Genomic DNA, 23,027 nt, shown 5'->3' on the forward strand with positions numbered 1-23,027 from the left:
CTCCTCAGTCCCGAGCGTGGGGCAAGGGGTTGAAGGACGGGGCGGCCGGGGTGGAGGATCCGCCCTCCCAAAAGCGGCGCCGCGCCTCGATCGCGGCCTCCCGGTCGGCGGCCTGACGCGCCGCGCCCTCGGCCATCAGCCGGGACTGCGCCAGAAGCAGGGTCCGCATGCTGGCCAGATCCTCCGCGAGGACGGACAACATCTGGGTCGAAGACTGGATCGCGGCCGTCTCGCCCTCCGCCGCCTCGCTGGCGGCCATAGCGCCCCGGAGACGCCCGTCCCGACTCCGGGCCAGCCGCTCCAGCTCGGCCGCCGTCCGCGCCAGATCCTCGGCGGTCCGTCGGGCGGTCGTGGAGCGCTCGGCGCCGAGCGCCGTGAGATCCGAGAGAGACAGGTCGTCTGGATACAGATCGGCGAACTGCCGCTGGACCCCGTCGAGGGTCGATGCCGTGCCCCTGAGCCGGTCGGCCCCACGACCATGGCGTGGCCAACGTCGCCGACATGCAGGGAGAGCCGGAAAGGCGTGGACCCGCTGGTCCGCGCGACCGCCAAAGGCGGCCCTTGCAGACGCGGGTCTGCGGTCGGCCCGGCCCAGACGGCGGAGACCGGAAGAAGGTCGGCGAGGTTCAGGGTGGAGACCAGCGGCCGGCGGACGTCCGCATAGGGCTCGCCCGGCAGGGAGCCGAGCCAGGCCTCGACCGCATTCAGATCTTCGGTCCGGGCGACGAAGCCCTGGGCGTTCAGCGTCGCCTCGATCGCCCGCGCCTGCTCCGCCGCCCGGTCGGGGTCGCGCGCCGTCACCGTGATCGTCGTGGTCAGATAGCCATAGGCGCAGGCATCCGAGCCGAGCGCCTCCAGGGCGCCGTCGCACTCGTCAGTCTTGGCGGCCGCGTCCGTGTCGAGGAGCGGAACTTCCTCCTTGGTGATCGCCTCGCGCAACAGGACGCCGACGCCCTTGCGCTTGGCGAACCACCTCTTGCGCAGCTTGACCAGCTCGACCTCGGCGTCCGCCTTGTCGAGGCCGATCCAGCGGGCGCTCCAGCGATAGGGAAACGGCAGAGCGCCGAGGGCGTCGAGCAGCCCCGGCCGCGTGCTCGCCGGGAGACCACGCACCGAGACCACCTTGAGTGTCCGGCCGTCGAGCGTGGGCGCCACGCCGCCCAGAAGGGGTGCATCGGCCAGCCAGGCGTCGAGGAACATCGGCGTAGCGGGCAGTTCGAGGCGGACGGTTCGGGGAGAGACGCAGTCATGGAGCCAGGTCAGGATCTCCGCATCGTCCAGCATGGCGACTTCCGGAAGGGCGTCGGCCAGAAGATCGACGATCTGTGCGGTCTCGCGCGTGAAGGCGTCCAGCGCGTTGCGCCAGTCGCGGCTCGCCGGGTCGGCTCCGTCGAACAGGACCCGCTCCATCCGGCGGGTCTGATCCGCTGGCGGCAGCCAGGTCAATGCGGCCCGGTAATCGGTCTCGTAAGCCGGCTCGCTGGTCTCGAAGAGGGTGCGGCGCTCGGCGTCGATCAGCCAGGCGGCGGCGATCTCGAACTCGCTCTTCGGATAGGCCTGGGCGGGACGACGACGCGCCTCCACATGCAGACACCACCCGCTGCCAAGACGTTTGAGGGCGTTGTTGAGCCGCGCCCGGACCGACATCAGCTCCAGATCCGAGGCCGACTCGAGGTCGGGCCCCCGGAAACTCAGGCCGCAGGTGAAGGACCCGTCCTTGTTCAGCACGACCCCCGGCGCGACCATGGCCGCCCAGGGCAGATGATCGGCGAGGAGCGCGGGTCGCCTACGATGTTCATCCAGAAAGCGCATGATCAGTCTCACGCATCGAGATGGCCGGGCAGGGCCAGGTGGCGGCGAAGCACGTCGAAGAACCGCTTGTCGGCCCGCGCGGCGTAGAGGCCGATGGCGTGGGCGACCGCCCACCACAGCAGACCGAGCCACCAGATCCGCAAAGCCAGCCCCAGCACCACTGCGACGGTGCCCATCAGGATGGCGTAGTCCCGTGGCATGCCCGCCAGGGTCACGGGCTCCGTCAGGGCGCCGGCGACCGGCAGATCCCAACCGGCCGGACGGTGATCGGACAGCGCGTCGGGCATCAGCCGATCTCCGCTCCGCCGGCGAATCCGAAGAACTGCAGGAAGAAGGTCGAGGCGGCGAAGGCGATCGACAGGCCGAACAGGATGCCCAGCCCCCGCCGCATGGACGAGCCGTTCTCGCTCATGGCCACGCCGGCTCCGAAGAGCACCACCGCCACGACGGCGGCGGCCTGGACCACCGGGCCGGTGATGGATTCCACGATCTGCTGAAGCGGGCCTTCCCAAGGCATCCCGGATCCGCCCGCAATAGCTTGGCCAGCGATGAGAAGGCCGCAAGTCACCGTCGCGGCCGACAGGCCGCGTTGAAGTAAACGCGTCATGGTTTGAGTTCCTGAAGCCGATGCGCGATGGTTTGCGCTGACGGTCATAAGGAAGTCAAAGTATCCACAGACCGTCAACGCGTCCTGTGAATATATTATCCGAGTGATAGAAGTTGGATCGCGGGCGATTCGAATTTCATAGTCGGACTATGTATTCCGACTTGCAGGCGACTTGCATGTAACAGCGCTGTTTGCCTGCCAAGCAAGGGTTTCGACCGATTCCGCCAGACTATCGCCTGGGTTTCCGGGCGATGCTGCGGCAATATTTGACCGGGTGTCAGCCGGTCAGCAGGGTCTCCGGCGCCTGCAGAATATTGACGCCAAGACCGATCAGCCTCTTCCGCGACCCCTCAGCTCACTCACGACGTGAGCTGAATCTCGCGAAAGATCTCGCCTTGCTGCAGCGCGGCGCTGCGGCGATCACCGAGATCTACCAACTGATCCAGGATCTGGAGCAGCTTGAGCGCTAGGTCTTGAGACAACGGTGCCGCCCGCTCCGAGAAGATCTGCACCAGACCGGCAATCCTCGCGGCAAGGGTGGTCCCATGCCAGCCCGGCAGTTCCTCGCCATTGCCGAGCCTAAGGACGGCCAGCGTCAGGTCGGCGAAATGCTCCGGCGGGTAGTGATCCCTGGCGCGTTCGCACAGGGTCAGGAACTGGGTCATCACGAAGGGAGACCAGCCTGCCGCCGCTACGAATTTCGCGACGTGGCACAGCACCAGCCCGACATCTCGCCAATCCCCGTTGACGAACCGGGCGGCTCCGCCAGCGAGGTCATCGATCTGGACGAACAACAAAGCTTTCACCAGCGCGGGTTGGTCGAACCCGTGGAGTTCTCCCGCGCGGTAGCTGGTTCGAGAGAAGACGGAATCCTTCAGCAGCCGATCAAGACAGACATCGAGAACCTCCATCACGTGTGCGGGCGGCAAGGGGGCGTCGAAGACAAGGACCGCGACGCAAGTATTACCGTCGATGATCCGCCGGATGAGCGTATCGAGGTCCGCGCCTTCGGAAAGCTGATCGACTGCCCAGTCTTCGAGCGCCAGATAGCCGGAGCCGAGTGCCTTGGGTCCCTGCAATCCGCGCGACCAGAGATATTCGCGCTCACCGCCCCAGAAGGTCTGACGTCCCCACGGGAAATCCAGGACGATCGGGATCGGCGTGCCCGGCGTTTCGTAGTCGAGGGTGTGCAGCTGTCGCCACGCGGTGATGGCGTGGTTCGACAATTCGGTCAGGAGCCGGATCGCCTCATCTGGCGCGTGCTGGAATAGGGCAAGATAGGGCTGCCTCATTGGAGAGGCCGGGAAGAAGTTCTTCATACCCCGGTCGAGGGCGAGACTCTTCCAATCATGGTACGAAAAGGATCGGGAGCCGAGCGACATGCCCAGCCCGTCAGCCACCCTCTGCTGATCGACGGTCCGTTCCGCTTCGGGAATGGCCAGCGCTTCTTGGCGTCGCTGGGCAGCGCGTTCATTCTCCCGAAACTCACGCTCCTGCTGATCGGCTGGCAGCTCCTCCCTCAGATGCTTCAGGGTCACTTCAACAAGGAGCGATCCATGTGTTTCGGCCAGGATGGGCGAAAAGGCGACCACTTCCTCGAACTCAGGCTCATCGATGTCTTCGGACGCGACAAGCGCGCTCAGATAGGCGGTGGCGTGATCGGAATAGGAGCGGGCGGCACGCAGGATGAGGGTGACATACGCGGTCCGGCGAGAGCCGCCGTCCTGTCGCCGGCGCCATCTCGAGATGCTGTCGTCAGAGCCGTCTCCCAAACTGGAAAGCCACCGACCGACCACGGTGAGCAGGCCGTCGGAAACAGGGTTCTTCATGTCAGCGAACATGTTCTGCCAGACGGTGAAGACGGCCGTGACCTGGGGCTGTAGCCGGATCGGAACCCGGTCGATCCGCTCGACCAAGAACCAGATCAGGCGGGCCCAGCTCTCAACATCCGACGGCCAACCCAGGGAGTCCGCCATCCGGATCCGGGTCTCCGGGGGCAGGTCGCCGCCGATGACGACGGGGTTCGGCGTGGTTCTCTCGGCCTGGAACCAAACCAACGCCTTGTAGAGCCACGCGCCCTCATTCACGAAGACCACATCCTCGTAGGCTTTCGCTTCGTTCGGAAAGACCGTCGAGCCGATTGGGCCTAGGAGCCAAGCCCTGACCCACTGACTGCGGATCGGCTGGGTCGAAAGGTTCTCAAGGGTGGCCACCCACTGTTCTGACGGGAACAGGGATTGGGAGAAGAGCTCCACGATCCGCGCAAACGCCGGCGGCTGGCCTGCCTCGACCAGTTCATCCGGCCAGTCATCAGCGCGATCGACGAGGGTCTGGAAGAAGGCCCATTCGAAGAAGATGTCATGGGCGAAGCGCAGGGAGACGCCCGGAACGACGAACTGGAGGATTCCGTCGGAAACGAGATCAGGGATTTGCTCAACGGTGCTGGTCTGCAGTCCGGCGATCGCGATCGGCTTGCTGAGCGCCCGGGCCCGCCTGCGTCCCAGATCAACGATCGCGCGTTGGCGAAGAAGAGCGTCCTTGCCGTCCGCGGCGTACCCGCCGTTGAGCCACCAGTTCCGGATCAGATCCACCTCGGAATGGAGCACGGTCGCGTCGCCGCCCGCCGTGCTGGCCTGTTGCAGGATCTTGGCGAAGAACGGACGTCTGGCGATTTCCCGAACAGCCCCTTTCGAGGTCAGGACCGGTTGCAGAGAGGGGATGTCCGAGGCCAGCGCCGCCGCTTCGGGATCGTCTAGCTCAGGCGCCTCGAGTGTCTGGACGCCGAGCGTCGACAAAGCGCTGCCCAGCCAGTTGCGCAAGGGGCCGATCCCGGTGTCGCGCAGCGTCATCACGATGCGCCAGTCTTTCAACCCCTCCACCGTCCCGACGGCCCGGACGACGTCGAGCACGACCCCCCGATGCTCCTTCTCAATCCGGTCCACACCGTCAATAAACAGCGTCGGGGTGCCGACGGAGCCGACTTCAGCCATCAGGTCGTCGAGCGATGCCGCGGTCAGGCCGTTGGCGGCGGCGAAGGACGCCCAGCTGGTCCCGGACAGACGGTCATGTTTCAGGAAAAGAACCGGCCCTTGCGCGAGCGCGTCCTCGATCTCCATCCTCAGGAGCACGGATTTGCCACTGCCCGGCAGGCCGGTGATCTGGACCAGTCGACCCGCGGCCATCTTTTCAATCAGCGCTTTGCGCAAGGCGGCGCGTGGCACGGTGACGCCGCTCACATCCTTTTCGATGTCGGAGACCCAGGCCTGCGAGAGTTCGGACAGTCTCAGCAGATCGGGTCTAAGGCCGCCCAACCCCCGGAGGGGCGCGACCGCCTTGACCTCCCTGAGCAGTCTCGGTCGGTCGAACACGCCGGCGGCCTTGGCCGCAAGGCCGCCCATATGGCACAGCCGCGACAAAAGGAGGGAAGCCTGACCCGCCGCCTCATCCGTCAAAGCTTGTGCAGCGCGCGCGACGCCGTCCGAACGCGCGCGAGACGCCGACGACTGGAAATCGAACTCGATCAGCGCGAAGTGGCTGATAAGCCGGTGGAGCTCCCCATCCTGTCGGGCCTCCTCGAGCGCGCCGCCGCCTCAGGCGATCTGGATCGCGGGCTTGAGGATATCCAAGCCGAGGCACTGGCCGTCCTGGAGGAGGAGGTGATCCGAACGGATGTCTCAACCGAGGCCGAAACGGCCTTGGTCACCTTCGAGTTGAAGGTCCGGCGCGAGCTGGTCAGCTCGGACGCGGCCCTGAGCGGCGCGGAGGGCGCAGCCTTCCGCCTCGTCGTGAACGCGCGTTCGGGGCGCGCCGCCCTGGCCGAGTTCGGCCTGACCACCACCACCGACGACGACCGGCTCGTGCCGGCTGTCCGCCTGTTGCGGCCCGACCAGCATCAGGTGACGCCGGAGAAGGTCTTTGCGGAATCGGCCTGGTCCGAGACCGACGAGGCGGGATGGCGCGCCGTCTGGGACGCCGAGGTCGCCGCGACCGATCCCTGGCGGACGCGGCGCCTGACCCTGGCGACCGGTCTTCTGCTGCCGATCTGGGGAAAGCTGCCGTCCAAGGGCTGCTCGGTGCGCCGGGTGCGGGCACCGGACGGTCGGCGTTGGCTGGGGCGCGTGCTGGATGAGGTCCAGGCCGCCAGCCTGAAGACAGCGCTCGGCTTGACGGCGGTCGGCGACGCCTGGGCTGACGGCGGACGTACTGCGGCGGCTGTGCTCGACCGCAATGTGCAGCTCGCCCTCACGGGCGGGCTGTGGCTGAAGCGGTCGCGTGTCATGGACCGCTGGCGGCTGGAGGTGGTCGGCGGCCGGACCGACCGCGACGCGCTGGTGGCGCTGGGCTGCTTCGTCGAGATCATCGCCTATGCGCCGCGGGTCTTCATCCCTGTGGATCGGCCCGAGATCGTGGAGTCGGTGCTTCGCCGCCACCGGGTACAGTCGACGTTGGAGGGCGCGGCAGCCTGACGACAGATCACGGCGTATCAGTCGTAGCCGCCTCTGGCCTTCTTACCAGTCTTGGATTTAGTCGTCGCGGTCTCGCTCGATCTGGCGGCGCGCGGCAGCTTTTGGTCGTCAGGTCGGGTCTTTTTCCAAAAGGCGTTCAGCCGCTTGCGATTGTCGCGGACACATCGGATCGCCGCTGCCTCGCCCCGGAGATTCCTTGGCCCGGCGAGAACCTCAGGGTCCTTCTCGATGGAAATGGTGATGTGGCGACCCTCGAGCGCGACACGCACATGCGGGCGCCCGCGGTGTTTGGACTCGTCGTGGAAGATGTCTATCCGGAAGTCCGTGATGTCCTTCACGTGCTTTTCGTCGAGCCGATAGACGGCGTTCGTCGGTTCGTCCGCGAGCGCCGCGTCAAAGTCCTCCCAAACCTGGCGCGCCAACTTGGGCGGCAGGGCATGGCCCGACCCGATCGGAACCTGGTCGTCGCCCTGCAGCATCCGCGCCAGGGCCCCGGCGACCTCCCCGCGGTCCTCGCCCAGAAAGAGCAGGATCTCCGCTGCCAGCGGAGTGCAGACTCGTCGCGCCTCGTTGAGGTCGGCGACCCCCGCCTTCACCGATGGCGCCATGAGGCGGCCGATCACAGCGCCCATCCGGCGCTCGATCTCGGGAGACTCCGGCAGCTCGCCGAGTGGATCGGACATTATCTCGTCTTTCGGCATCGGGTCTTCAGTCCTCTCTGGTCGTGCGGGTCCGGCGGCACCCACTTTTCGAGATCCATGTGGGAAGACGCCGCGATCGGGCAAAGGCCCGCCGCGAAAGGGAGTGAAGGAAGGGAGGTCTCGGCTGAAGCGGGACTGGGGAGATCGGCTCCCCGGCGGCTTCGGATCAACAGGAGACTGACATGCAGACCATGGTGTTCACGGGCCGCCTCGCGGCCGACCCCCAGATCAGCGACGACTTCGGCAAGGCGGTCTTCCGCCTGCTCGAGCAGCGCGGGACCGACAATGCCGGCAAGCCTCGGCTGGTTGGCGTCAACTGCGTCAGCTGGTCGAAGGGCCTGAACGAGAAGGTCATCGCCCGGGGCTTGGCCCAGGGATGTGAGGCCGTCGTCATCGGCGCCTTCATCGACACCGCCTACACGGCACGGGACAGGTCGGAACGGACGGCCAAGGAGCTGGTGATCAACCGGCTCACCGTCCTCGACTGGGCCGAGGACCGCCAGCCCGAAGCGGCGGACGACCGGGTCGCCGCCTGACCCTCCCTTCCACTCATCACCAAGGAGACTGATCATGCAAACCCTCACTCTCGAAGGCTATCTGGCCGCCGATCCCTCGATCCTGGCAGCGCAGGGCTCAGGCAAGAAGCGCGCGAGCTTCCGCGTCCTGGAAACCACTCGCTTCCGACGCGCCAATGGCGAGCCCGGCGAGCGCACCACCGGCTTCAACTGCATCTGCTTCAACGAGGCGACGGCTGAGAACTACATCCAGCCTTACGCCCGCAAGGGCAGCCGCGTCGTCATCCAGGGCCATGTCGAGAACGACAGGGCGCCAGAGCCAGACCTCTGACGCCGCGCTCAAGGACAAGCACCAGGCTGTCCGGCGGGGCGCCCGCCGCCTCGTGTCGGTCCCAAAGCTCGGCAATGTAAGCCGCGGCGTCTGAGACCGAGAATTCTCCGGCTTCGCTCCGCCGTGACTTCGCCTGGACGAAAGCCCTGTCCTGGGCGCCGATCAGATCGAAGTCGTCATGCGCTTCCGGGGTCACTGCCCCGAAGGGCGAGGCTCCGGTCCAGCCCTGAACAGCGAGAAGCGCGCCCACGGCGTCCTGGTAACGGAACCCTCGCCCGGCTCTGGACCCGGCCGGATTGATTGGAGACTTGGCCACTTGCGGCTCCTTTGCTGAACCAAGTCGCGAAACCTAGTCGCCTGCCCGTGTGAGGGCTCTTATCGCCTCGACCGCCTCTTCGAGATCGCTGACGACATGGCAGTCGTTGAGGGCGAGGAGGTCCAGTTGCTTGCGCCTGACCAGATCATGCAGCGGCCGCTCGGTGAGGAACGTATCGCAGTAGCCCAAAGCGGCTGCGGCATGCCGGAAATCGTAGAAGTCATTCGGTTTGAAGCGACGCGCCTTATCCACCCGCATTGCGGCATGAAGGGAGGTCTCGATGTGGAGCGTGCGAACGACGCGCTGGCCCATGCCGGCGTTGAAAGCCCCGAGAAGGGTGTTTAGCCCGATGTTTTTCAGGGTCGTCCACTTCTCAGCGTCATCTGGGTGGGGCCTTTCGACACCATCCTTCTCGGCCATGGCGCAAAGCGCGTCCGCAGCCAGCGTCCCACACACGCGGATCGCGCCTCTGAGCTCGATCTCGTACGCCCGCTCGAAACTCGTGATCTCATCAGCATGGAGATCGCGGTTGATGTTCGTCTCCGAGCTCAGCGCGACGTAAGGGTCGATCGGTCGTGGCTGATTTCCGATGATCTCAATCAATCTCAAGAGGGGCGTGTCCCACAGCTCATCGATCCAGCGCCTTTGAAGATCCAGCAATTGGGTCGGATCCAGGGTGTCGATGACAGGATGGGTTTCACCCAGGACCAGCGCCGCTCTGGTCCAAACGATCTCGGCCATTTCGTAAAGCTCTCCGGACCGTTCTAGGAGCCGGTGGAACGCCGCATAGATTTCGGCGCCAACACGGCGGTCCCACACCATCAGGGAAACGCCGAGACTCAGCTCATCGCAGAGGCGGGCCGTGCCAATCCGGCGATCCTCCGAATAGGGCTGTTTCATCAGCTCCAGGAAAATGTTGTCGGCGATCGGGCACACCAATGCGCCTTGGCGCACGCCACGTCGAAGCAGATGCAGCAGCTTCAACGCTGGCGCGTCCTGCCTCAAACCCAAGGCGGCGTCGCGAACGATGATCCAGTACATCAGGTCGAGATAGACTTTTCGACGCGGCGCTATTGTCCGGCCAAGTGCGATCTGTTTCGACTTTACGTAGGCCTCAATCGTCAAATGGCTTGTCCGGGAATCGTACGCACCAAGGCCGCGAACCGCTTTTGTGCTGCGATCCGGGTCAGGTGAAGCTCCTCGAACTTGCGGTCGATAGCCACATGGCCGCTCACGCCGAGAGCATCGTAGTGAGCTTCAAAAGCGTCGCAGGCTTTGATGAGCGCGTCCACAGCCTCCGCGACGGGATCAGCCGCAGTCTTTTCCTCAAGCCAGGCCTCTAGGCTCAGGCCGGACTTTTCGGCGCGTCGCCTCTCGTAGGCTTGTTTGGACGGTGTGAGGGAGGCTTTGAGCCGCTCGAGGCGCGCGGCATGCGCTTTCGGGCCGTATATGTTCATCCGGCTGTTACGTGGTCGGAGATCGAAATCGAAGTCGGCAGGCCGAGTCGGGTCGGCAACGAAAACGATCTGCTTCTCGAAGCGCGGCTTCGGGGTGATGTCGAAGAGAATCCCATCCGGAGCGCGCCACACGCAGTGGAACTCGGCCGTGAGCAACGCTGAAGCCCATTCCCAGATCGTCCAGCCGTAAACAGCCTCTCCACCATCCGCTTCGACCTTCAGGCGGACGCCGTCGCTACACCATCCATACCGCCCGCAGGCGTCGTCGATGACAGGCACGAGGAGGGGGGTGGTCTCGGAGAGCGTTGCCGCGAACCGTTCCACCTCGGCCGTAATGCCCTGCGGCGTCGTTTCGGTGACCTTGGAGGCGTTGTTCCGTTCGTCGGTCAGCCTCTGCGCTGCATCTGCGCGAATCTCGTCGTCAGTCATCTTCATGGCGGCTCTCAACAAGGGGATCGCAGATGTCGGGAGATTCCGGCAATGGGGCGTCTCCACCAGTTGCGCACACGCAATGCGGCCTGAATCAGAGAGTGGCGTATGGGCCGCCTCACGATGAGCGCGTGGATAGCGGTTTCTTTAGCTTGGAACCGGACAGGCGCGATCGAAACCCGGCGAAACGAAGAGAAAATAATAACGCTGTTCGTTACCCCGGTGTTACCCCAAAGCAAAAGGGGTTAGCAGCGGAACTGCTAACCCCTTGGAATTTGGTGGAGCTTAGCGGAGTCGAACCGCTGACCTCTTGCATGCCATGCAAGCGCTCTACCAACTGAGCTAAAGCCCCGGACCTGTCGGTCTGGATCGCCCGGTTCATCTTGCGATGGCCCCCGGCGAGGCGGCGGAAACTAGGTCAGGCCTTTTCTGCGATCAAGCCCGTTTCGAGATTTATTTTCACCGCGTTCCCAAGGGTGAAAATACGCAGGTTTTTCAAACCGAAAGGTATGAAAGGCCTGCTGTCCCGCCGCGTCTCCCTAACGGGAAATGCGGCGGGTGCAACAAGAATCTGAGCCTATCCACAAGCCCCGAAGAAGACGGGCCTCATGTAGCGCGAAGCGCGATAGGCCCGAAAATCAGTCGTCGTCGCGCGACGGCTTGGCGATCTCGTCGTCGATCGAGTCGTCGTCTTCGTCTTCGATGAACGGCACGGAGTCGTCATCGTCGTCGGCCAGCAGATCGTCGTCGCCGTCGGTAGAGCCCATGCCGGCTTCTTCCGAGGCGTCAGCCGGAGAGTCTTCGTCCTCGTCGTCCGGGGTCAGGATCGGCTCGTGGCCTTCCTCGTCGATTTCCGGCGTCTTGACGTCGTCTTCCTCGTCCTCGTCGCCGTCGACCTTCTTGTCCTTGACCTGGTCTTCCGTGTCCTCATCGTCGGACGGATAGCCGGGACGGGCGCGGCGGCTGCGCAGCTTCATCGCCTCTTCGGGATCGAAGTCGGTTCCGCATTTGGGGCAGTGTGCAGGGCGACGGTTCAGGTCGTAAAACTTCGCCTGGCAGTTGGGGCAGACCTGTTTGGCGCCCAGTTCGGGATTGGCCACGTTTGGATGCTTTCAACGGGTTGAATTCGGGGCGGTCCCTTGCCACCCCTTTGACCCGCTGTCAAAAGCTGTCTTTCGCGCCGCCCGCGCGGCCATTCACACAATACAGCCTGAAGCGGGTGATCATGCCGTCCCAACTGACTTCGCGCCGCGCATCCGCCCTGACCGGAAAGGTCCGCGCACCGGGCGACAAGTCGATGTCGCACCGGTCGATGATCCTGGGCGGAATAGCGTCGGGCGTGACCGAGGTCGAGGGTCTCCTGGAAGGCGACGACGTCCTGGCCACCGCCCGTGCGGTCGAAGCCTTCGGCGCCAAAGTCGAGCGGACCGGCGACGGCAGATGGCGGATCGAGGGGGCGGGCGGCTTTAAGACGCCGGCTTCGGTGATCGACTGCGGCAACGCCGGAACCGGGGTGCGCCTGCTGATGGGGGCGGCGGCCGGCTATCCGCTAACGGCGACCTTCGATGGCGACGGCTCGCTGAGAAAGCGGCCGATGAAGCGGGTCACGGGACCCTTGGCGGACATGGGTGCGGCGTTCGACTGGCAGGCGGCCGAGGATCGGCTTCCTGTGGCCCTGACGGGCGGGACGTTGAAGGCCATCGACTATGTGCAGACGGTGGCTTCGGCCCAGGTGAAGTCGGCCATCCTGCTGGCGGGTCTGAACGCCGAGGGCGTCACCTCGGTGGTCGAGCCGGAAAAGAGCCGGGATCACACCGAGCGGATGCTGCGGGCCTTCGGCGCCGAGGTGGGCGTCGAGCAGAGGGGCGAGGGCTGGAAGGTGACGCTGAAGGGCGGTCAGGCCCTGACCGGGACCTTCGTCGCCGTGCCGGGCGATCCGTCTTCGGCGGCGTTTCCACTGGCGGCCGGTCTGATCGTGCCGGCGTCGGAGGTCACGGTCGAGGGCGTGATGCTGAACCCGCTTCGCACCGGCCTGTTCGACACATGGATCGAGATGGGCGCCGACCTGACCATCACCAACCGGCGCGAGGCCGGGGGCGAAGAGGTCGGCGACATCACCGCCCGTCATTCGTCCCTGAAGGGCGTGGTCGTGCCCGAGGATCGCGCCGCCTCGATGATCGACGAATATCCGATCCTGGCGGCGACGGCCGCCTTTGCGGACGGCGTCACCGTCATGCGCGGCGTGGGTGAAATGCGGGTCAAGGAAAGCGACCGGATTTCGCTGATGGTCGAGGGGCTGCGCGCCTGCGGTATTCAGGTCGAGGAGGAGCCGGAAGGCTTCATCGTCACCGGCGCCGGCCAGGGCAGGTCGGTGCGTGGAGGCGGCCTGGTCCACACCGCCCACGACCACCGCATCGCCATGAGCCATCTGGTCCTGGGCCTGGCCGCCGAGCAACCGGTCTCGGTCGACGAGCCTGGGATGATCGCCACCAGCTTCCCCGGCTTCGTCGAGATGATGAACGGCCTGGGCGGGCGTATAGTGTGAAGCCCGTGCGCGACGTCGTCGGTCGAGGCATCGCGGTCCTTGGTCTTCTGACCTGTCTGGGCGGAGCCGGCTGGACGGCTTGGATCGTCTGGCAAGGGGTGACGACAGGCCGGGTCTCGGGCAAGCATGGCGCCGTGCATCTCAGGGCCGAGGGCGACGCCTTCTTCTATTCGACCGTGGCGCTGAGCGGCGTCGCCTGTTTGGTTTGGCTGGGTTTGGCGGCCTTCGCGGTCGTGGTTCTGGCGCGTTGGAAGGCATGGTCGTGAACCGGCCGGGGCCGTCGGGCTGGATCAAGCCGATCCTGACGCTGGCGATCGCGATCCTGATCGGCTGGTTCTGCGTGATCGGAGCCCGAGAAATCGTCCAAAGCCTGGATGCCGGGGTGCTGAACAACCGAAAGGGGCCGGACGTTCTGTTGGCGGACCGACCCCTGCTGTATTGGAGTTTGGTCGGCTTCTATGTGGCGTCGGTTGCGGCCGGGGCGGGCCTGGCGGTCCTGCTGGCCGGCCTTGCAATTCGTGATTTGGTCGGACGCCGAGACTGAGGCCTGCGGCTGGATTGGTCGGGCGATCCTCGCTATCAGGTTCGGCCTCCCGTGCGTTTGGGATCGAGATTGAAATGCGCCACGCGCTGCGGAGACCTGCTTGACCCTGATCATCGCCGTCGACGGACCGGCCGCCTCTGGCAAGGGGACCATCGCCGCGCGTCTGGCCCAGACCTATGGTCTGCCGCATCTGGATACGGGGCTGCTGTACCGGGCCGTGGGCGCAAAGGTGCTGGCGGACGGCGGATCGCTGGATGACGAGGCCGCGGCGACGCAGGCGGCGCGGGGCCTCGACGCGGCGGGCCTGTCGGACGATCCGCGCCTGACGACAGGTGAGGCGGGAGAGGCCGCCAGCCGTGTCGCCAGCTTCGCCGGCGTTCGCGCGGCTCTGCTGGAGCTGCAGCAGGCGTTCGCGGCCCAGGCGAGCGGCGCGGTTCTCGACGGACGCGACATCGGCACGGTCATCGCGCCGAACGCTCAGGCCAAACTGTTCGTCACCGCGACGCCCGAGGTGCGGGCCACGCGCCGCTGGAAGCAGCTGACGGCGCGCGGATCGGACATCGCCTTTGACGCCATGCTGGCCGACATCCAGCGCCGCGACGAGCGCGACGCCGGGCGCGGGGCGGCCCCGATGGTCCAGGCCGATGACGCGGTCTTGCTGGACACGACCGATCTGGGTATAGAGGCCGCCTTCGATGCGGCCCGCCGTATCGTCGAGGCGGCGCGCGCGAAACACGGTCTCTGACCTGCCCTCGCAAATCCAACGCTCCCACCCTCGGCCTCCGCGGGCGTTTTGATCGTTCTGAACGGTCTCGCATCCCGACGACCTGATTCCATCTTTTCCCATCGCCCCGCGCGCCGCCTTTCGCTGCGTCAGGGGTCCACCTCGCGCGGGATCGTCCTTCGGTCACGCGCCATAGCCCCACTGGAAACACCAGAGCTTCATGTCTGATACTCTCAACCCCACGCGCGACGACTTCTCGGCGCTGCTCGACGAACAACTGTCGGGTCGCGACTTCGGCGAAGGCCAGGTCGTCCACGGCCGCGTCGTCGGCATCGAAAAAGACATCGTCATCATCGACGTTGGTCTGAAGACCGAAGGCCGCATCGCCATGCGCGAATTCGGCCAAGGCGACGACGGCGCCCTGCCCAAGGTCGGCGACAACGTCGAGGTTTACCTGGAGCGCGTCGAGAACGCCCTGGGCGAAGCCGTCATCAGCCGCGACAAGGCCCGTCGCGAAGAAGCCTGGACTCGTCTGGAAGTCGTGTTCGCCGAAGGCCAGCCGGTCAACGGCGCCATCGTCGGTCGCGTGAAGGGCGGCTTCACCGTCGACCTGGGCGGCGCCTCGGCCTTCCTGCCCGGTTCGCAAGTCGACATCCGTCCGGTCCGCGACGTCGGCCCGCTGATGGGCAAGGAACAACCCTTCGCCATCCTGAAGATGGACCGTCCGCGCGGCAACATCGTCGTGTCGCGTCGCGCCATCCTGGAAGAAGCCCGCGCCGAACAGCGCACGGAACTGGTCGGTCAGCTGGCCGAGGGTGAAGTCCGCGAAGGCGTCGTCAAGAACATCACCGACTACGGCGCGTTCGTCGACCTGGGCGGCATCGACGGCCTGCTGCACGTCACCGACATGTCGTGGAAGCGCGTTTCGCACCCGAGCCAGGTTCTGGCCGTTGGCGACACCGTCAAGGTCCAGATCGTCAAGATCAACCCGGACACCCAGCGTATCTCGCTGGGCATGAAGCAACTGCAGTCGGACCCCTGGGACGGCGTGGAAGCCAAGTATCCGGTCGGCGCCAAGTACACGGGCCGCATCACCAACATCACCGACTACGGCGCCTTCGTGGAGCTGGAAGCCGGTGTCGAGGGCCTAGTGCACGTCTCGGAAATGTCCTGGACCAAGAAGAACGTCCACCCCGGCAAGATCGTCTCGACCTCGCAGGAAGTCGACGTCGTGGTTCTGGATGTCGACGCCTCCAAGCGCCGCATCTCGCTGGGCCTGAAGCAGGCTCAGGACAATCCGTGGGACGCCTTCGTCGCCAACAACCCGATCGGTTCGACCGTCGAGGGCGAAGTCAAGAACGCCACCGAGTTCGGCCTGTTCATCGGCCTGGACAACGACATCGACGGCATGGTGCACCTGTCCGACCTCGACTGGTCGGTGTCGGGTGAAGAAGCCATCCAGCGCTACCGCAAGGGCGAGATGGTCAAGGCCAAGGTCCTGGACGTCGACGTCGAGAAGGAACGCGTCTCGCTGGGCATCAAGCAGCTGGGCGGCGATCCGATCGGCGAGGGCGACACCTATCGTCGCGGCCAGCAGATCACCGTCACCGTGACGGCGATCGAGTCGGGCGGCATCGAGGTCAAGTTCGGTGAAGACGACGCGCCGGTCACGGCCTTCGTTCGCAAGTCGGACCTGTCGCGCGACCGCAACGAGCAACGTCCGGAACGCTTCGCCGTCGGCGACCGCGTCGACGCCATGATCACCGCCGTGGACAAGGCCTCGCGCCGCGTCTCGGTGTCGATCAAGGCGCTGGAAATGAAGGACGAGCAGGAAGCCATCGAACAGTTCGGATCGTCCGATTCGGGCGCTTCGCTGGGCGACATCCTGGGCGCCGCGCTGAAGAACGCCGGCACCAAGGAGTAAGGCCCAAGCCGAAGGGCGCACCGCGTCCTTCGGCCGCCTCGCTCAAGCCGCAGAGCGCCGCGCGCTCTGCGATAGCGACAAAGACTGAGGGCGGCGGGAGCGATCTCGCCGCCCTTTTCTCTGTTTGAAACATCGCTGTGTTCGGCTCCGGACATTTTTCTTGCGAATGACGCGCATCTTTGTCGGATAAGGGCTTTTTCGAGAGCCGGTCGGGGGTTAGGGTGTCGCTCTGGATCGACGGCGGGCGAAACGGCCTGTCCAAACGAGCTGGCAGGGGCGCAGATGATCAAGTCCGAACTGATCGAGAAACTTGCAGCGGAAAACACCCACCTGACTCACGCCGAGGTGGAACGGCTGGTCAATGCGATCCTCAACACCATGACGTCGGCCCTGGCCGACGGCGGCAGGGTCGAGCTGCGCGGTTTCGGCGCCCTGTCGGTGCGATCGCGCCCGGCGCGTGCGGGTCGCAATCCGCGCACCGGCGAGACCGTCGACGTGCCCGCCAAGGCCGTCCCCTTCTTCAAGAGCGGCAAGGAGCTGCGCGAGCGGCTGAACGCCTCGGGCGACGCCTGATCGTCATTTAAGGATACCCTATGGGCCTGCTTTCGGAATTCCGCGAGTTCGCGGTCAAGGGCAATGTCGTGGACCTGGCGGTCGGCGTGATCATCGGCGCCGCCTTCAACGGCATCGTCAAAAGCCTGGTCGATCAGGTGGTGATGCCGCCGATCGGTCTGATCACCGGCGGCATCGATTTCTCCGAACTGGAATGGGTGCTGAGGGCCGAGAACCCGGCGACCGAGGCCGTCGAGAAGGTGGCGATCCAATACGGCGCCTTCCTGAACACCGTGATCCAGTTCCTGATCGTGGCTTGGGTCGTCTTCCTTGTGGTCAAGGGCATCAACGCCCTGCGTCGTCAGGAAGCCGCCAAGCCCGATCCGGCGCCCGCCGCGCCGACGGCGACCGAAGCGCTGCTGGCCGAGATCCGCGACGAGCTGAAGGCCCGCCCCAACGCCTGATCAGGCCTTGGACACGAGCCCGCCCAAGGTTGGGCGCGTGATCGCGGCGGCAGCCAAGGGTTTGGGCATCGGCGGCGTGCGCCAGCAGATGCCGTAGTCGCCGTCGAACGGCGTCGGCGTCCAGGCGGCCGCCAGTGCAGGATCGTCGATGATGGCGTGGCAGTGTCCCCAGCCGCCTTCGCGCCGCGCCGTCTTCGCCAGATCGCCCAACTGCGCCAGCAGGCGCGGCGTCACCACCTGCAGCCGCACCTTGGCGGCTCCCAGCGCGCGGGCGTTGTCGATCAACGCCCGGGTCAGAAGCGCAATCGCCTCGGGCGCCGTCTCCAGCGCGATCAGATCGATAATATCCAGATAGGGCGGCTCGATCAGGCTGGTCTTGGTCATCTGCGCCATGGCCATCCCGACGATGCGGCTGTCCCTGACGCAGGCCAGCATGACCGGCGGCAGGGTCAGGTCGGGGTCCGCCAACCGCCAGCGCAGGATTTCCGGACTGCGATCCGCCAGCAGACGATCTTCTTGCGACAGCCGACGCCAGAAGTCCGCATAGGGCGAGACGTCCGACAGATCGCGCAGCACCGTCACCCCTGCCGGCAGCACCAGCGGCGTCTGGCGAAACACGCGCCCGTTCATCAGCCGTTCGCCCAGTCGCGCGGCGGTCTCGGCGGAGGTGCGGCCCAGCAGCAGGCGCAGCCCTCGACCCTGAGCGCAGGCCAGACGGTCGGTGATCCATGACAGCTTCAGTCCATGACTTTCGGCCGGCCAGGGCTTCATGTCGAACAGGCAGTACAGCGGCGCCGAGCGAGCATTGGCGTTGAAGGTGTAGCGGGCGAACAGCCCTGGCTGTTTCAAAAAGGTGCGGATCAGCGGGCGGCTGGCGCCCTTCTGGCTGGGCGGCACGATGATCGAAAAGCCGGTGGCGCCGAAGTGGTCCTGGGCGCCGTAGCGAAACCGCTGGATGAAGTTGCCCAGCATGGCGACGGCGTTGTCGTTCTCGTCGGCGACCACCCAGCCGGCCGGCGCGCCAAGCATCAATCGCGCAGGATTGGCCTCGAGCCAGCGCCATCCGGCCGGCGACCGCTCGGGCCAGCCAACCTGACGATGCAGCCGGTTCAGCGCCGCATGGTCGGGAGCGTCGATCGGTCGGACAGACATCTGGCGCTCCTTCCCATTATGAAACCGTGTGCGTTTCTGACGAACGACCTAGCAGGATATACGCCACCAGACATCACTCAGGGTTGTCTTTCGCTTCCTTCACGCGTCGCCTGGCCGCCCCCGCGACAGCCTTAACACTTGTTCGGATTCGCCCGCTGTGCTGGGTATGCGCCTTTCGCGCGCCCGATAAGCGGCGCGGCAGTTGGGAGTGAGCCGTTGAGGACGGATTTGGGGAAGGCGCGACTTACACGACGCGTGAAGACGATTAGGGGGACGCGCGCATGAACATCGTCGTCGCCCTTGGACTGATCATCACCTTCGCCACGGGCGTGCCGGTGCTGATGCAGATCCTCAAGAACCACCCGCGCGGACTGATCATCCTGTTCTTCGCCGAGATGTGGGAGCGGTTCTCCTACTACGGCATGCGCGGCATCCTGATTTTCTTCCTGACGCAACACTTCCTGTTCGACGACGCCATGGCGGGGTCGACCTACGGCTCCTACACTTCCCTGGTCTATTTGCTGCCCCTGCTGGGCGGCATCATGGCCGACCGCTTCATCGGCACGCGTAAGGCCGTCGCTTTCGGCGCCCTGCTGCTGGTCGCCGGTCACGGCATGATGGCTTTCGAGGGCCGTCCCGCGACCGAAACCCTGACTTATGCCGGTCAGACCTATCAGATCGACGCCGAAGGCCGCGGCGCGGCGCGTGAAGTGTCGATCGTCGTCAACGGCCAGAAATACGCCTTCGAGGCGGCCGAGAACGGCCTGGCGATCGAGAACCTGCCGGCCGCCTCGCCATTGCCGGCCGTGCTGCCGACCGGCGAATACAAGATCGACGCGACCCGCGACATGGCGGGCGTGAACGTCTTCTATCTGGCGGTGTCCTTCATCATCATGGGCGTCGGCTTCCTGAAGCCCAACATCTCGACCATCGTCGGACAGCTCTATCCGCAGGGCGATCCGCGTCGGGATTCCGGCTTCACCCTCTACTATTACGGCATCAACCTCGGTGCCTTCTGGGCGGCGGTGCTGTGCGGCCTTTTGGGGCAGACCGTCGGCTGGTGGGCAGGCTTTGGTCTGGCCGGCGTCGGCATGGCGCTGGGCTGGGTGGTCTTCGTACTGGGCAAACCCCTGCTGCAAGGCAAGGGCGAGCCTCCGGCCGAAGCCAATCTGAGCAAGCCCATGCTGGGTCCGATCAACCGCGAATGGTCGATCTACCTGCTCAGCATCCTGGGCGTCGGCGTCGTCTGGTTCATGGTTCAGCGCAACGCCCTGGTGGGTTGGGTTCTGGGCGCCGCCACCGTCGCGTCGCTGCTGTTCATCCTCTACGTCATCGTCAAGGTTTGCGAGAGCAAGGCGCAGCGTGAGCGGATGATGCTGGCGATGGTGCTGATCTTCGGGTCGGTCGTCTTCTTCACCCTGTTCGAACAGGCCGGAACCTCGCTGAACCTGTTCGCCGACCGTAACGTCGATCTCAGCATCACCCCGCAGGCGTTCCAGCTTCTGGGCGTCACCGTCGGCACCCCGGCCCAGATCGCCGCCGCCGGTCTCAGCACGTCGGGTCCCTGGATCGACGCCACCATCACGGCGGCCCAGACCCAGTCGTTCAATGCGGGTTTCATCCTGATCTTCGCACCGATCATGGCCGCGCTCTGGTCCTTCCTGGGCAAGCGCAACCTGGACCCCAACCCCACGCTGAAGTTCGGCCTCGGCCTTCTCCAGGTCGGACTGGGCTTCATGATCGTGGTGTGGGGCGCCGGCATGGCCAACTCGGCCTTCCAGATGCCGCTGCTCCTGCTGGGTCTGCTCTATCTGTTCCACACGACCGGCGAGCTGTTCCTGTCGCCGGTGGGCCTGTCGGAAATCACAAAACTGTCCGTCGCCAAGGTGGTCAGCTTCATGATGGCCGTCTGGTTCCTGGCCAGCTCCATCGCCCAATATGTCGGCGGCTGGATCGCCGGCCTAGCGGGCACGGAAACGGTGGGCGGCCAGGTGTTGAACCCGGGCCTTGCGCTGCAGACCTCGCTTGAAGTGTTCAAGCTGTTGGGTCTGTGGGGCATGGGTATCGGCGTGGCCTTCATCGTCGTCAGCCACTTCATCAAGGGCTGGTCGCACGGCGCCAACGACGGTGATGATCACCCTGGCCCTGTGCTGAACGATCGCGGTCAGGAAGACGGCAACGTCGCCCGTCCTGCGGCCTCGACGCCCAGCCACTGATCGACGCCTGATCAAGGAAAAGCCCCGGCGGAGCGATCCGCCGGGGCTTTTTGCTGCGCTGATCTAGGCCTCAGAAGGTCTTGCGGACCCGCAACGAGACGAAGGTGCGCGGGTCGATGGAGCGCTCCTCGACGAAGGCCACGGTGCGCGGATTGCGTGTGGCGTAGACCGTGCGCTGCTGTGTGAAGTCGTCCCACAGGTTCAGCTGGGCGCGCAGCGACAGGGTCGGGCTAGGCTTGTACTCGACGAAGGCCTCCAGATAGTCCGCGCCGCGCCAGGCGAAGGTCTGGTCCGGATCGTAGGTCGCCTGGCCCAGACGCGGCAGCCAGTTGATCCCCCACTGGGTCTTCCACGAGGTGATGTCCTGCTGGAAGCCGACATTGGCCTGGCTGGCGCGCACGCCCGAGATGCGGCGGTCCTCGCCCGTCGTCGGGTCGGTGACGCTGGTCTTGTTCCAGTCGTTCTTGAAGGTGAAGCGGGCGCCCGAAATCCCGACCTTGTCCAGCGGCACCACGACGTTCAGCGACAGCTGATCCAGCGTTCCGTCGCCGATGTTGCCGGTCGCCGACAGGCCGCCGGGCAGGGGAAGGCGGTCGATCACGTCGATGATGCGGTCGTGGCGATAGCCGATCGAAACTACGCCCTCGCCCCAGAAGCGGCGTTCGTAGGACAGTTCGGAAATCCAGCGCTGCTCCGGCTCCAGATCGACGTTGCCGCCGAACACCGTGCCGTCGCTCAGCTCAGCCGAGGCGGCGAAGTCGCCGAAGTCCAGCTGACCCAGTTCGCGCTCGAAGCGGAAGCGCAGTTGGTTGTTCGCCATCGGCGTCCAGGTCGCCAGCAGGCGCGGCTTGGCGAAGAAGAAGCTCTTTTCCTGATCCGCATCGCCCGACTGGCTGATGGTGGAGGCTTCCAGGCGGACGCCGCCTTCCAGCGTCAGCTTCGGATTGATACGCCAGGTCGCCTTGGTAAAGGCTTCGCCGCGCGTCTCCTCGACCTTGACCGAGGCGCTAGGCAGCGGAACGTCGACCCCGCCCACCGTGAAGGCCTGGTTCACGTCCAGCATATTGTAGGCGATCTCGGCCCCGGCCTCGATCGTCAGGGCGGGCGAGCGTTCGTGACGCACCAGGGCGCGCAGAATGGATTCCGACGAGTCGCCGTTGGACTTGAACTGCTGCTCCGGCGCCGCCGTCCCGTTGAGCGTCTCGTTGCTGCCCGACACGCTGTCGAAGCTTGAGAACTCGTGGATCAGACGCGTCTCCAGCGTCCAGCGCGGGTTCAGGGTGCGGGTCCAGGTCAGGCCCAGCTCACCGGAATCGCCGTCTTCGGCGTAGTCGCTGCGGCGCAGCGAGGTGGGCGACGAAAGCTCGGTCCAGTTCTGATAGTCGTTCAGACCATAACGGGCGGTGCCTTCCAGCTTTCCGCCAAACAGCGGGCCGGTGTAGTTGCCGCGAATGCTCTGGCCGCCGCCCCAGCCGTCGTTCTCGTACCGCTCGTCGCGGATGACATCGCCGGCGGCGTTGCGACGGATCGACCGGCCGACGCCGTTGGAATCGCTTGATCCCATGCCGTCCGACAGGGTCACGCCCCAGCTGCGATCGCCCTTGTTCTGCGTGAACTGATAGGAGCCGCCGTAGATGTCATGGCCGCCTTCGAACAGCATGGCGTTCCAGGTCAGAATCGACTGGCGGCTGTCGGTCGTCTTCAGGATGACGTTCACGACGACGGAATAGCCCTGCATGTCGATGCCCGCCGCACCGCCCCGGATCAGTTCGATGCGCTCGACCTGATTGGCCAAGGTCCGGCCCAGGACGTTCGAACCCGAATCGTTCTTTGAGGCGGGACGGTTGTTGTTGATCAGCACATTGCCGACCGCCCCTTCGAAACCACGCGCGCCCGATCCGTTGTCGATGGAGAAGCCGGGGACGCGGTTGACCATGTCGAGCGCCGTATTCGGGCGCTGGGCGGCGAAGAAGTCCGGCGTGAAGACCAGCACGCCGCGCTGGCTGGCGTCGGCCAGGGGCGCCTGGTTGGTCGGGCCGGTCGGCACGGGGGCCTCGGCGACTTGGGGCTTGTCACCGGCGAATGCGGCGCCGGCGGTGAAAAGCAGGGCGGTGCTGGCCAGCAGCAGGGTCTTTGTCATTGGTCTTCCCCTCGGGTGTTGGCGAGAGGTGTGCCGATCCGGCGCATTCATCTCCAGTTACAAGGCCGCAAGGTGGATTAAATCCACGACATCATTACAGCGATTTCATTAAACCAGTGACAGTAATGAAGT

General features: G+C 65.4%; 22 protein-coding genes and 1 tRNA gene. 11 read left to right on the forward strand and 12 right to left on the reverse strand.

Features of this window, described 5'->3' with window-relative positions:
- Window positions 1-4: 4 nt before the first annotated feature.
- The 5 genes from JX001_RS05265 to JX001_RS05285 all read right to left on the reverse strand — a co-directional run bounded on the left by JX001_RS05265 (window position 5) and on the right by JX001_RS05285 (window position 5,817).
- A complete protein-coding gene (locus tag JX001_RS05265; protein ID WP_205682591.1) occupies window positions 5-169 on the reverse strand; it encodes a hypothetical protein in 165 nt (54 codons plus the stop codon).
- On the reverse strand, window positions 136-1,812 hold the full coding sequence (locus JX001_RS05270; RefSeq protein WP_205682592.1) for a VirB4 family type IV secretion/conjugal transfer ATPase: 1,677 nt from the start codon (window positions 1,810-1,812) through the stop codon (window positions 136-138). The genes JX001_RS05265 and JX001_RS05270 overlap by 34 nt, the downstream gene beginning before the upstream one ends.
- A gap of 8 nt (window positions 1,813-1,820) precedes the next feature.
- Complete coding sequence (locus JX001_RS05275; RefSeq protein ID WP_205682593.1) at window positions 1,821-2,099, reverse strand: VirB3 family type IV secretion system protein; 279 nt, start codon at window positions 2,097-2,099, stop codon at window positions 1,821-1,823.
- On the reverse strand, window positions 2,099-2,419 hold the full coding sequence (locus tag JX001_RS05280; protein ID WP_205682594.1) for a TrbC/VirB2 family type IV secretion system protein: 321 nt from the start codon (window positions 2,417-2,419) through the stop codon (window positions 2,099-2,101). The genes JX001_RS05275 and JX001_RS05280 overlap by 1 nt, the downstream gene beginning before the upstream one ends.
- Window positions 2,420-2,778: 359 nt before the next feature.
- Complete coding sequence (locus JX001_RS05285) at window positions 2,779-5,817, reverse strand: NACHT domain-containing protein (RefSeq protein ID WP_205682595.1); 3,039 nt, start codon at window positions 5,815-5,817, stop codon at window positions 2,779-2,781.
- Window positions 5,818-5,949: 132 nt separating this feature from the next.
- Between JX001_RS05285 and JX001_RS05290 the strand changes: the two genes are divergently transcribed.
- Window positions 5,950-6,885 (forward strand): hypothetical protein, encoded by a 936-nt coding sequence (locus JX001_RS05290; RefSeq protein ID WP_241004771.1) that lies wholly within the window; start codon window positions 5,950-5,952, stop codon window positions 6,883-6,885.
- A gap of 17 nt (window positions 6,886-6,902) precedes the next feature.
- On the opposite strand, the gene JX001_RS05295 is transcribed toward JX001_RS05290, so the two are convergent.
- Window positions 6,903-7,568 carry a hypothetical protein gene (locus JX001_RS05295; RefSeq protein WP_205682596.1) on the reverse strand — a complete coding sequence of 222 codons (666 nt, stop codon included), beginning with the start codon at window positions 7,566-7,568 and terminating at the stop codon, window positions 6,903-6,905.
- A gap of 200 nt (window positions 7,569-7,768) precedes the next feature.
- On the opposite strand from JX001_RS05295, the gene JX001_RS05300 reads away from it, so the two are divergent.
- Both JX001_RS05300 and JX001_RS05305 read left to right on the forward strand, forming a co-directional pair.
- The gene (locus JX001_RS05300) at window positions 7,769-8,122 is read left to right on the forward strand and encodes a hypothetical protein (protein WP_205682597.1); all 354 of its coding nucleotides are present in this window, start codon (window positions 7,769-7,771) and stop codon (window positions 8,120-8,122) included.
- Between the two features lie 34 nt (window positions 8,123-8,156).
- Window positions 8,157-8,432, forward strand: coding sequence for a single-stranded DNA-binding protein (locus tag JX001_RS05305; RefSeq protein WP_241004772.1), 276 nt, complete (start codon window positions 8,157-8,159; stop codon window positions 8,430-8,432).
- A 349-nt stretch (window positions 8,433-8,781) separates the two neighbouring features.
- On the opposite strand, the gene JX001_RS05310 is transcribed toward JX001_RS05305, so the two are convergent.
- The 4 genes from JX001_RS05310 to JX001_RS05325 all read right to left on the reverse strand — a co-directional run bounded on the left by JX001_RS05310 (window position 8,782) and on the right by JX001_RS05325 (window position 11,734).
- Window positions 8,782-9,873 (reverse strand): hypothetical protein, encoded by a 1,092-nt coding sequence (locus tag JX001_RS05310; protein WP_205682598.1) that lies wholly within the window; start codon window positions 9,871-9,873, stop codon window positions 8,782-8,784.
- Window positions 9,870-10,640, reverse strand: a complete 771-nt coding sequence (locus tag JX001_RS05315; protein ID WP_205682599.1) for a hypothetical protein — start codon at window positions 10,638-10,640, stop codon at window positions 9,870-9,872. The genes JX001_RS05310 and JX001_RS05315 overlap by 4 nt, the downstream gene beginning before the upstream one ends.
- A 270-nt stretch (window positions 10,641-10,910) precedes the next feature.
- Window positions 10,911-10,986 (reverse strand) — tRNA-Ala (locus tag JX001_RS05320).
- Between the two features lie 286 nt (window positions 10,987-11,272).
- Window positions 11,273-11,734: a TIGR02300 family protein gene (locus JX001_RS05325; protein WP_055752793.1), complete on the reverse strand. Its 462-nt coding sequence runs from the start codon at window positions 11,732-11,734 to the stop codon at window positions 11,273-11,275.
- Between the two features lie 122 nt (window positions 11,735-11,856).
- On the opposite strand from JX001_RS05325, the gene aroA reads away from it, so the two are divergent.
- From aroA to mscL, 7 genes are all read left to right on the forward strand, one after another.
- Window positions 11,857-13,179, forward strand: a complete 1,323-nt coding sequence (gene aroA / locus JX001_RS05330) for a 3-phosphoshikimate 1-carboxyvinyltransferase (protein WP_434082638.1) — start codon at window positions 11,857-11,859, stop codon at window positions 13,177-13,179.
- Between the two features lie 5 nt (window positions 13,180-13,184).
- Entirely contained in the window at window positions 13,185-13,445 is a 261-nt protein-coding gene (locus JX001_RS05335; RefSeq protein WP_146756771.1) for a hypothetical protein, read from the forward strand.
- Window positions 13,442-13,723, forward strand: coding sequence for a hypothetical protein (locus JX001_RS05340; RefSeq protein ID WP_205682601.1), 282 nt, complete (start codon window positions 13,442-13,444; stop codon window positions 13,721-13,723). Before JX001_RS05335 ends, JX001_RS05340 begins: the two co-directional genes overlap by 4 nt.
- Window positions 13,724-13,823: 100 nt before the next feature.
- Window positions 13,824-14,468 (forward strand): (d)CMP kinase, encoded by a 645-nt coding sequence (gene cmk, locus JX001_RS05345; protein ID WP_091748855.1) that lies wholly within the window; start codon window positions 13,824-13,826, stop codon window positions 14,466-14,468.
- Window positions 14,469-14,667: 199 nt separating this feature from the next.
- A complete protein-coding gene (gene rpsA, locus JX001_RS05350; RefSeq protein ID WP_066552585.1) occupies window positions 14,668-16,371 on the forward strand; it encodes a 30S ribosomal protein S1 in 1,704 nt (567 codons plus the stop codon).
- Between the two features lie 282 nt (window positions 16,372-16,653).
- Entirely contained in the window at window positions 16,654-16,944 is a 291-nt protein-coding gene (locus JX001_RS05355) for an integration host factor subunit beta (protein WP_017504364.1), read from the forward strand.
- A 20-nt stretch (window positions 16,945-16,964) separates the two neighbouring features.
- Complete coding sequence (gene mscL, locus JX001_RS05360; protein ID WP_112863514.1) at window positions 16,965-17,387, forward strand: large-conductance mechanosensitive channel protein MscL; 423 nt, start codon at window positions 16,965-16,967, stop codon at window positions 17,385-17,387.
- Here the strand turns inward: mscL and JX001_RS05365 are convergent, their stop codons facing one another.
- Window positions 17,388-18,539, reverse strand: a complete 1,152-nt coding sequence (locus JX001_RS05365; protein ID WP_205682602.1) for an ATP-binding cassette domain-containing protein — start codon at window positions 18,537-18,539, stop codon at window positions 17,388-17,390. It abuts the gene before it with no gap.
- 281 nt (window positions 18,540-18,820) lie between these two features.
- Between JX001_RS05365 and JX001_RS05370 the strand changes: the two genes are divergently transcribed.
- The gene (locus tag JX001_RS05370) at window positions 18,821-20,755 is read left to right on the forward strand and encodes a peptide MFS transporter (protein WP_205682603.1); all 1,935 of its coding nucleotides are present in this window, start codon (window positions 18,821-18,823) and stop codon (window positions 20,753-20,755) included.
- 70 nt (window positions 20,756-20,825) lie between these two features.
- On the opposite strand, the gene JX001_RS05375 is transcribed toward JX001_RS05370, so the two are convergent.
- Window positions 20,826-22,895, reverse strand: a complete 2,070-nt coding sequence (locus JX001_RS05375) for a TonB-dependent receptor plug domain-containing protein (RefSeq protein ID WP_205682604.1) — start codon at window positions 22,893-22,895, stop codon at window positions 20,826-20,828.
- Between the last annotated feature and the right edge of the window lie 132 nt (window positions 22,896-23,027).

It is taken from the genome of Brevundimonas fontaquae (genome assembly GCF_017086445.1).
GTDB lineage: Bacteria > Pseudomonadota > Alphaproteobacteria > Caulobacterales > Caulobacteraceae > Brevundimonas > Brevundimonas fontaquae.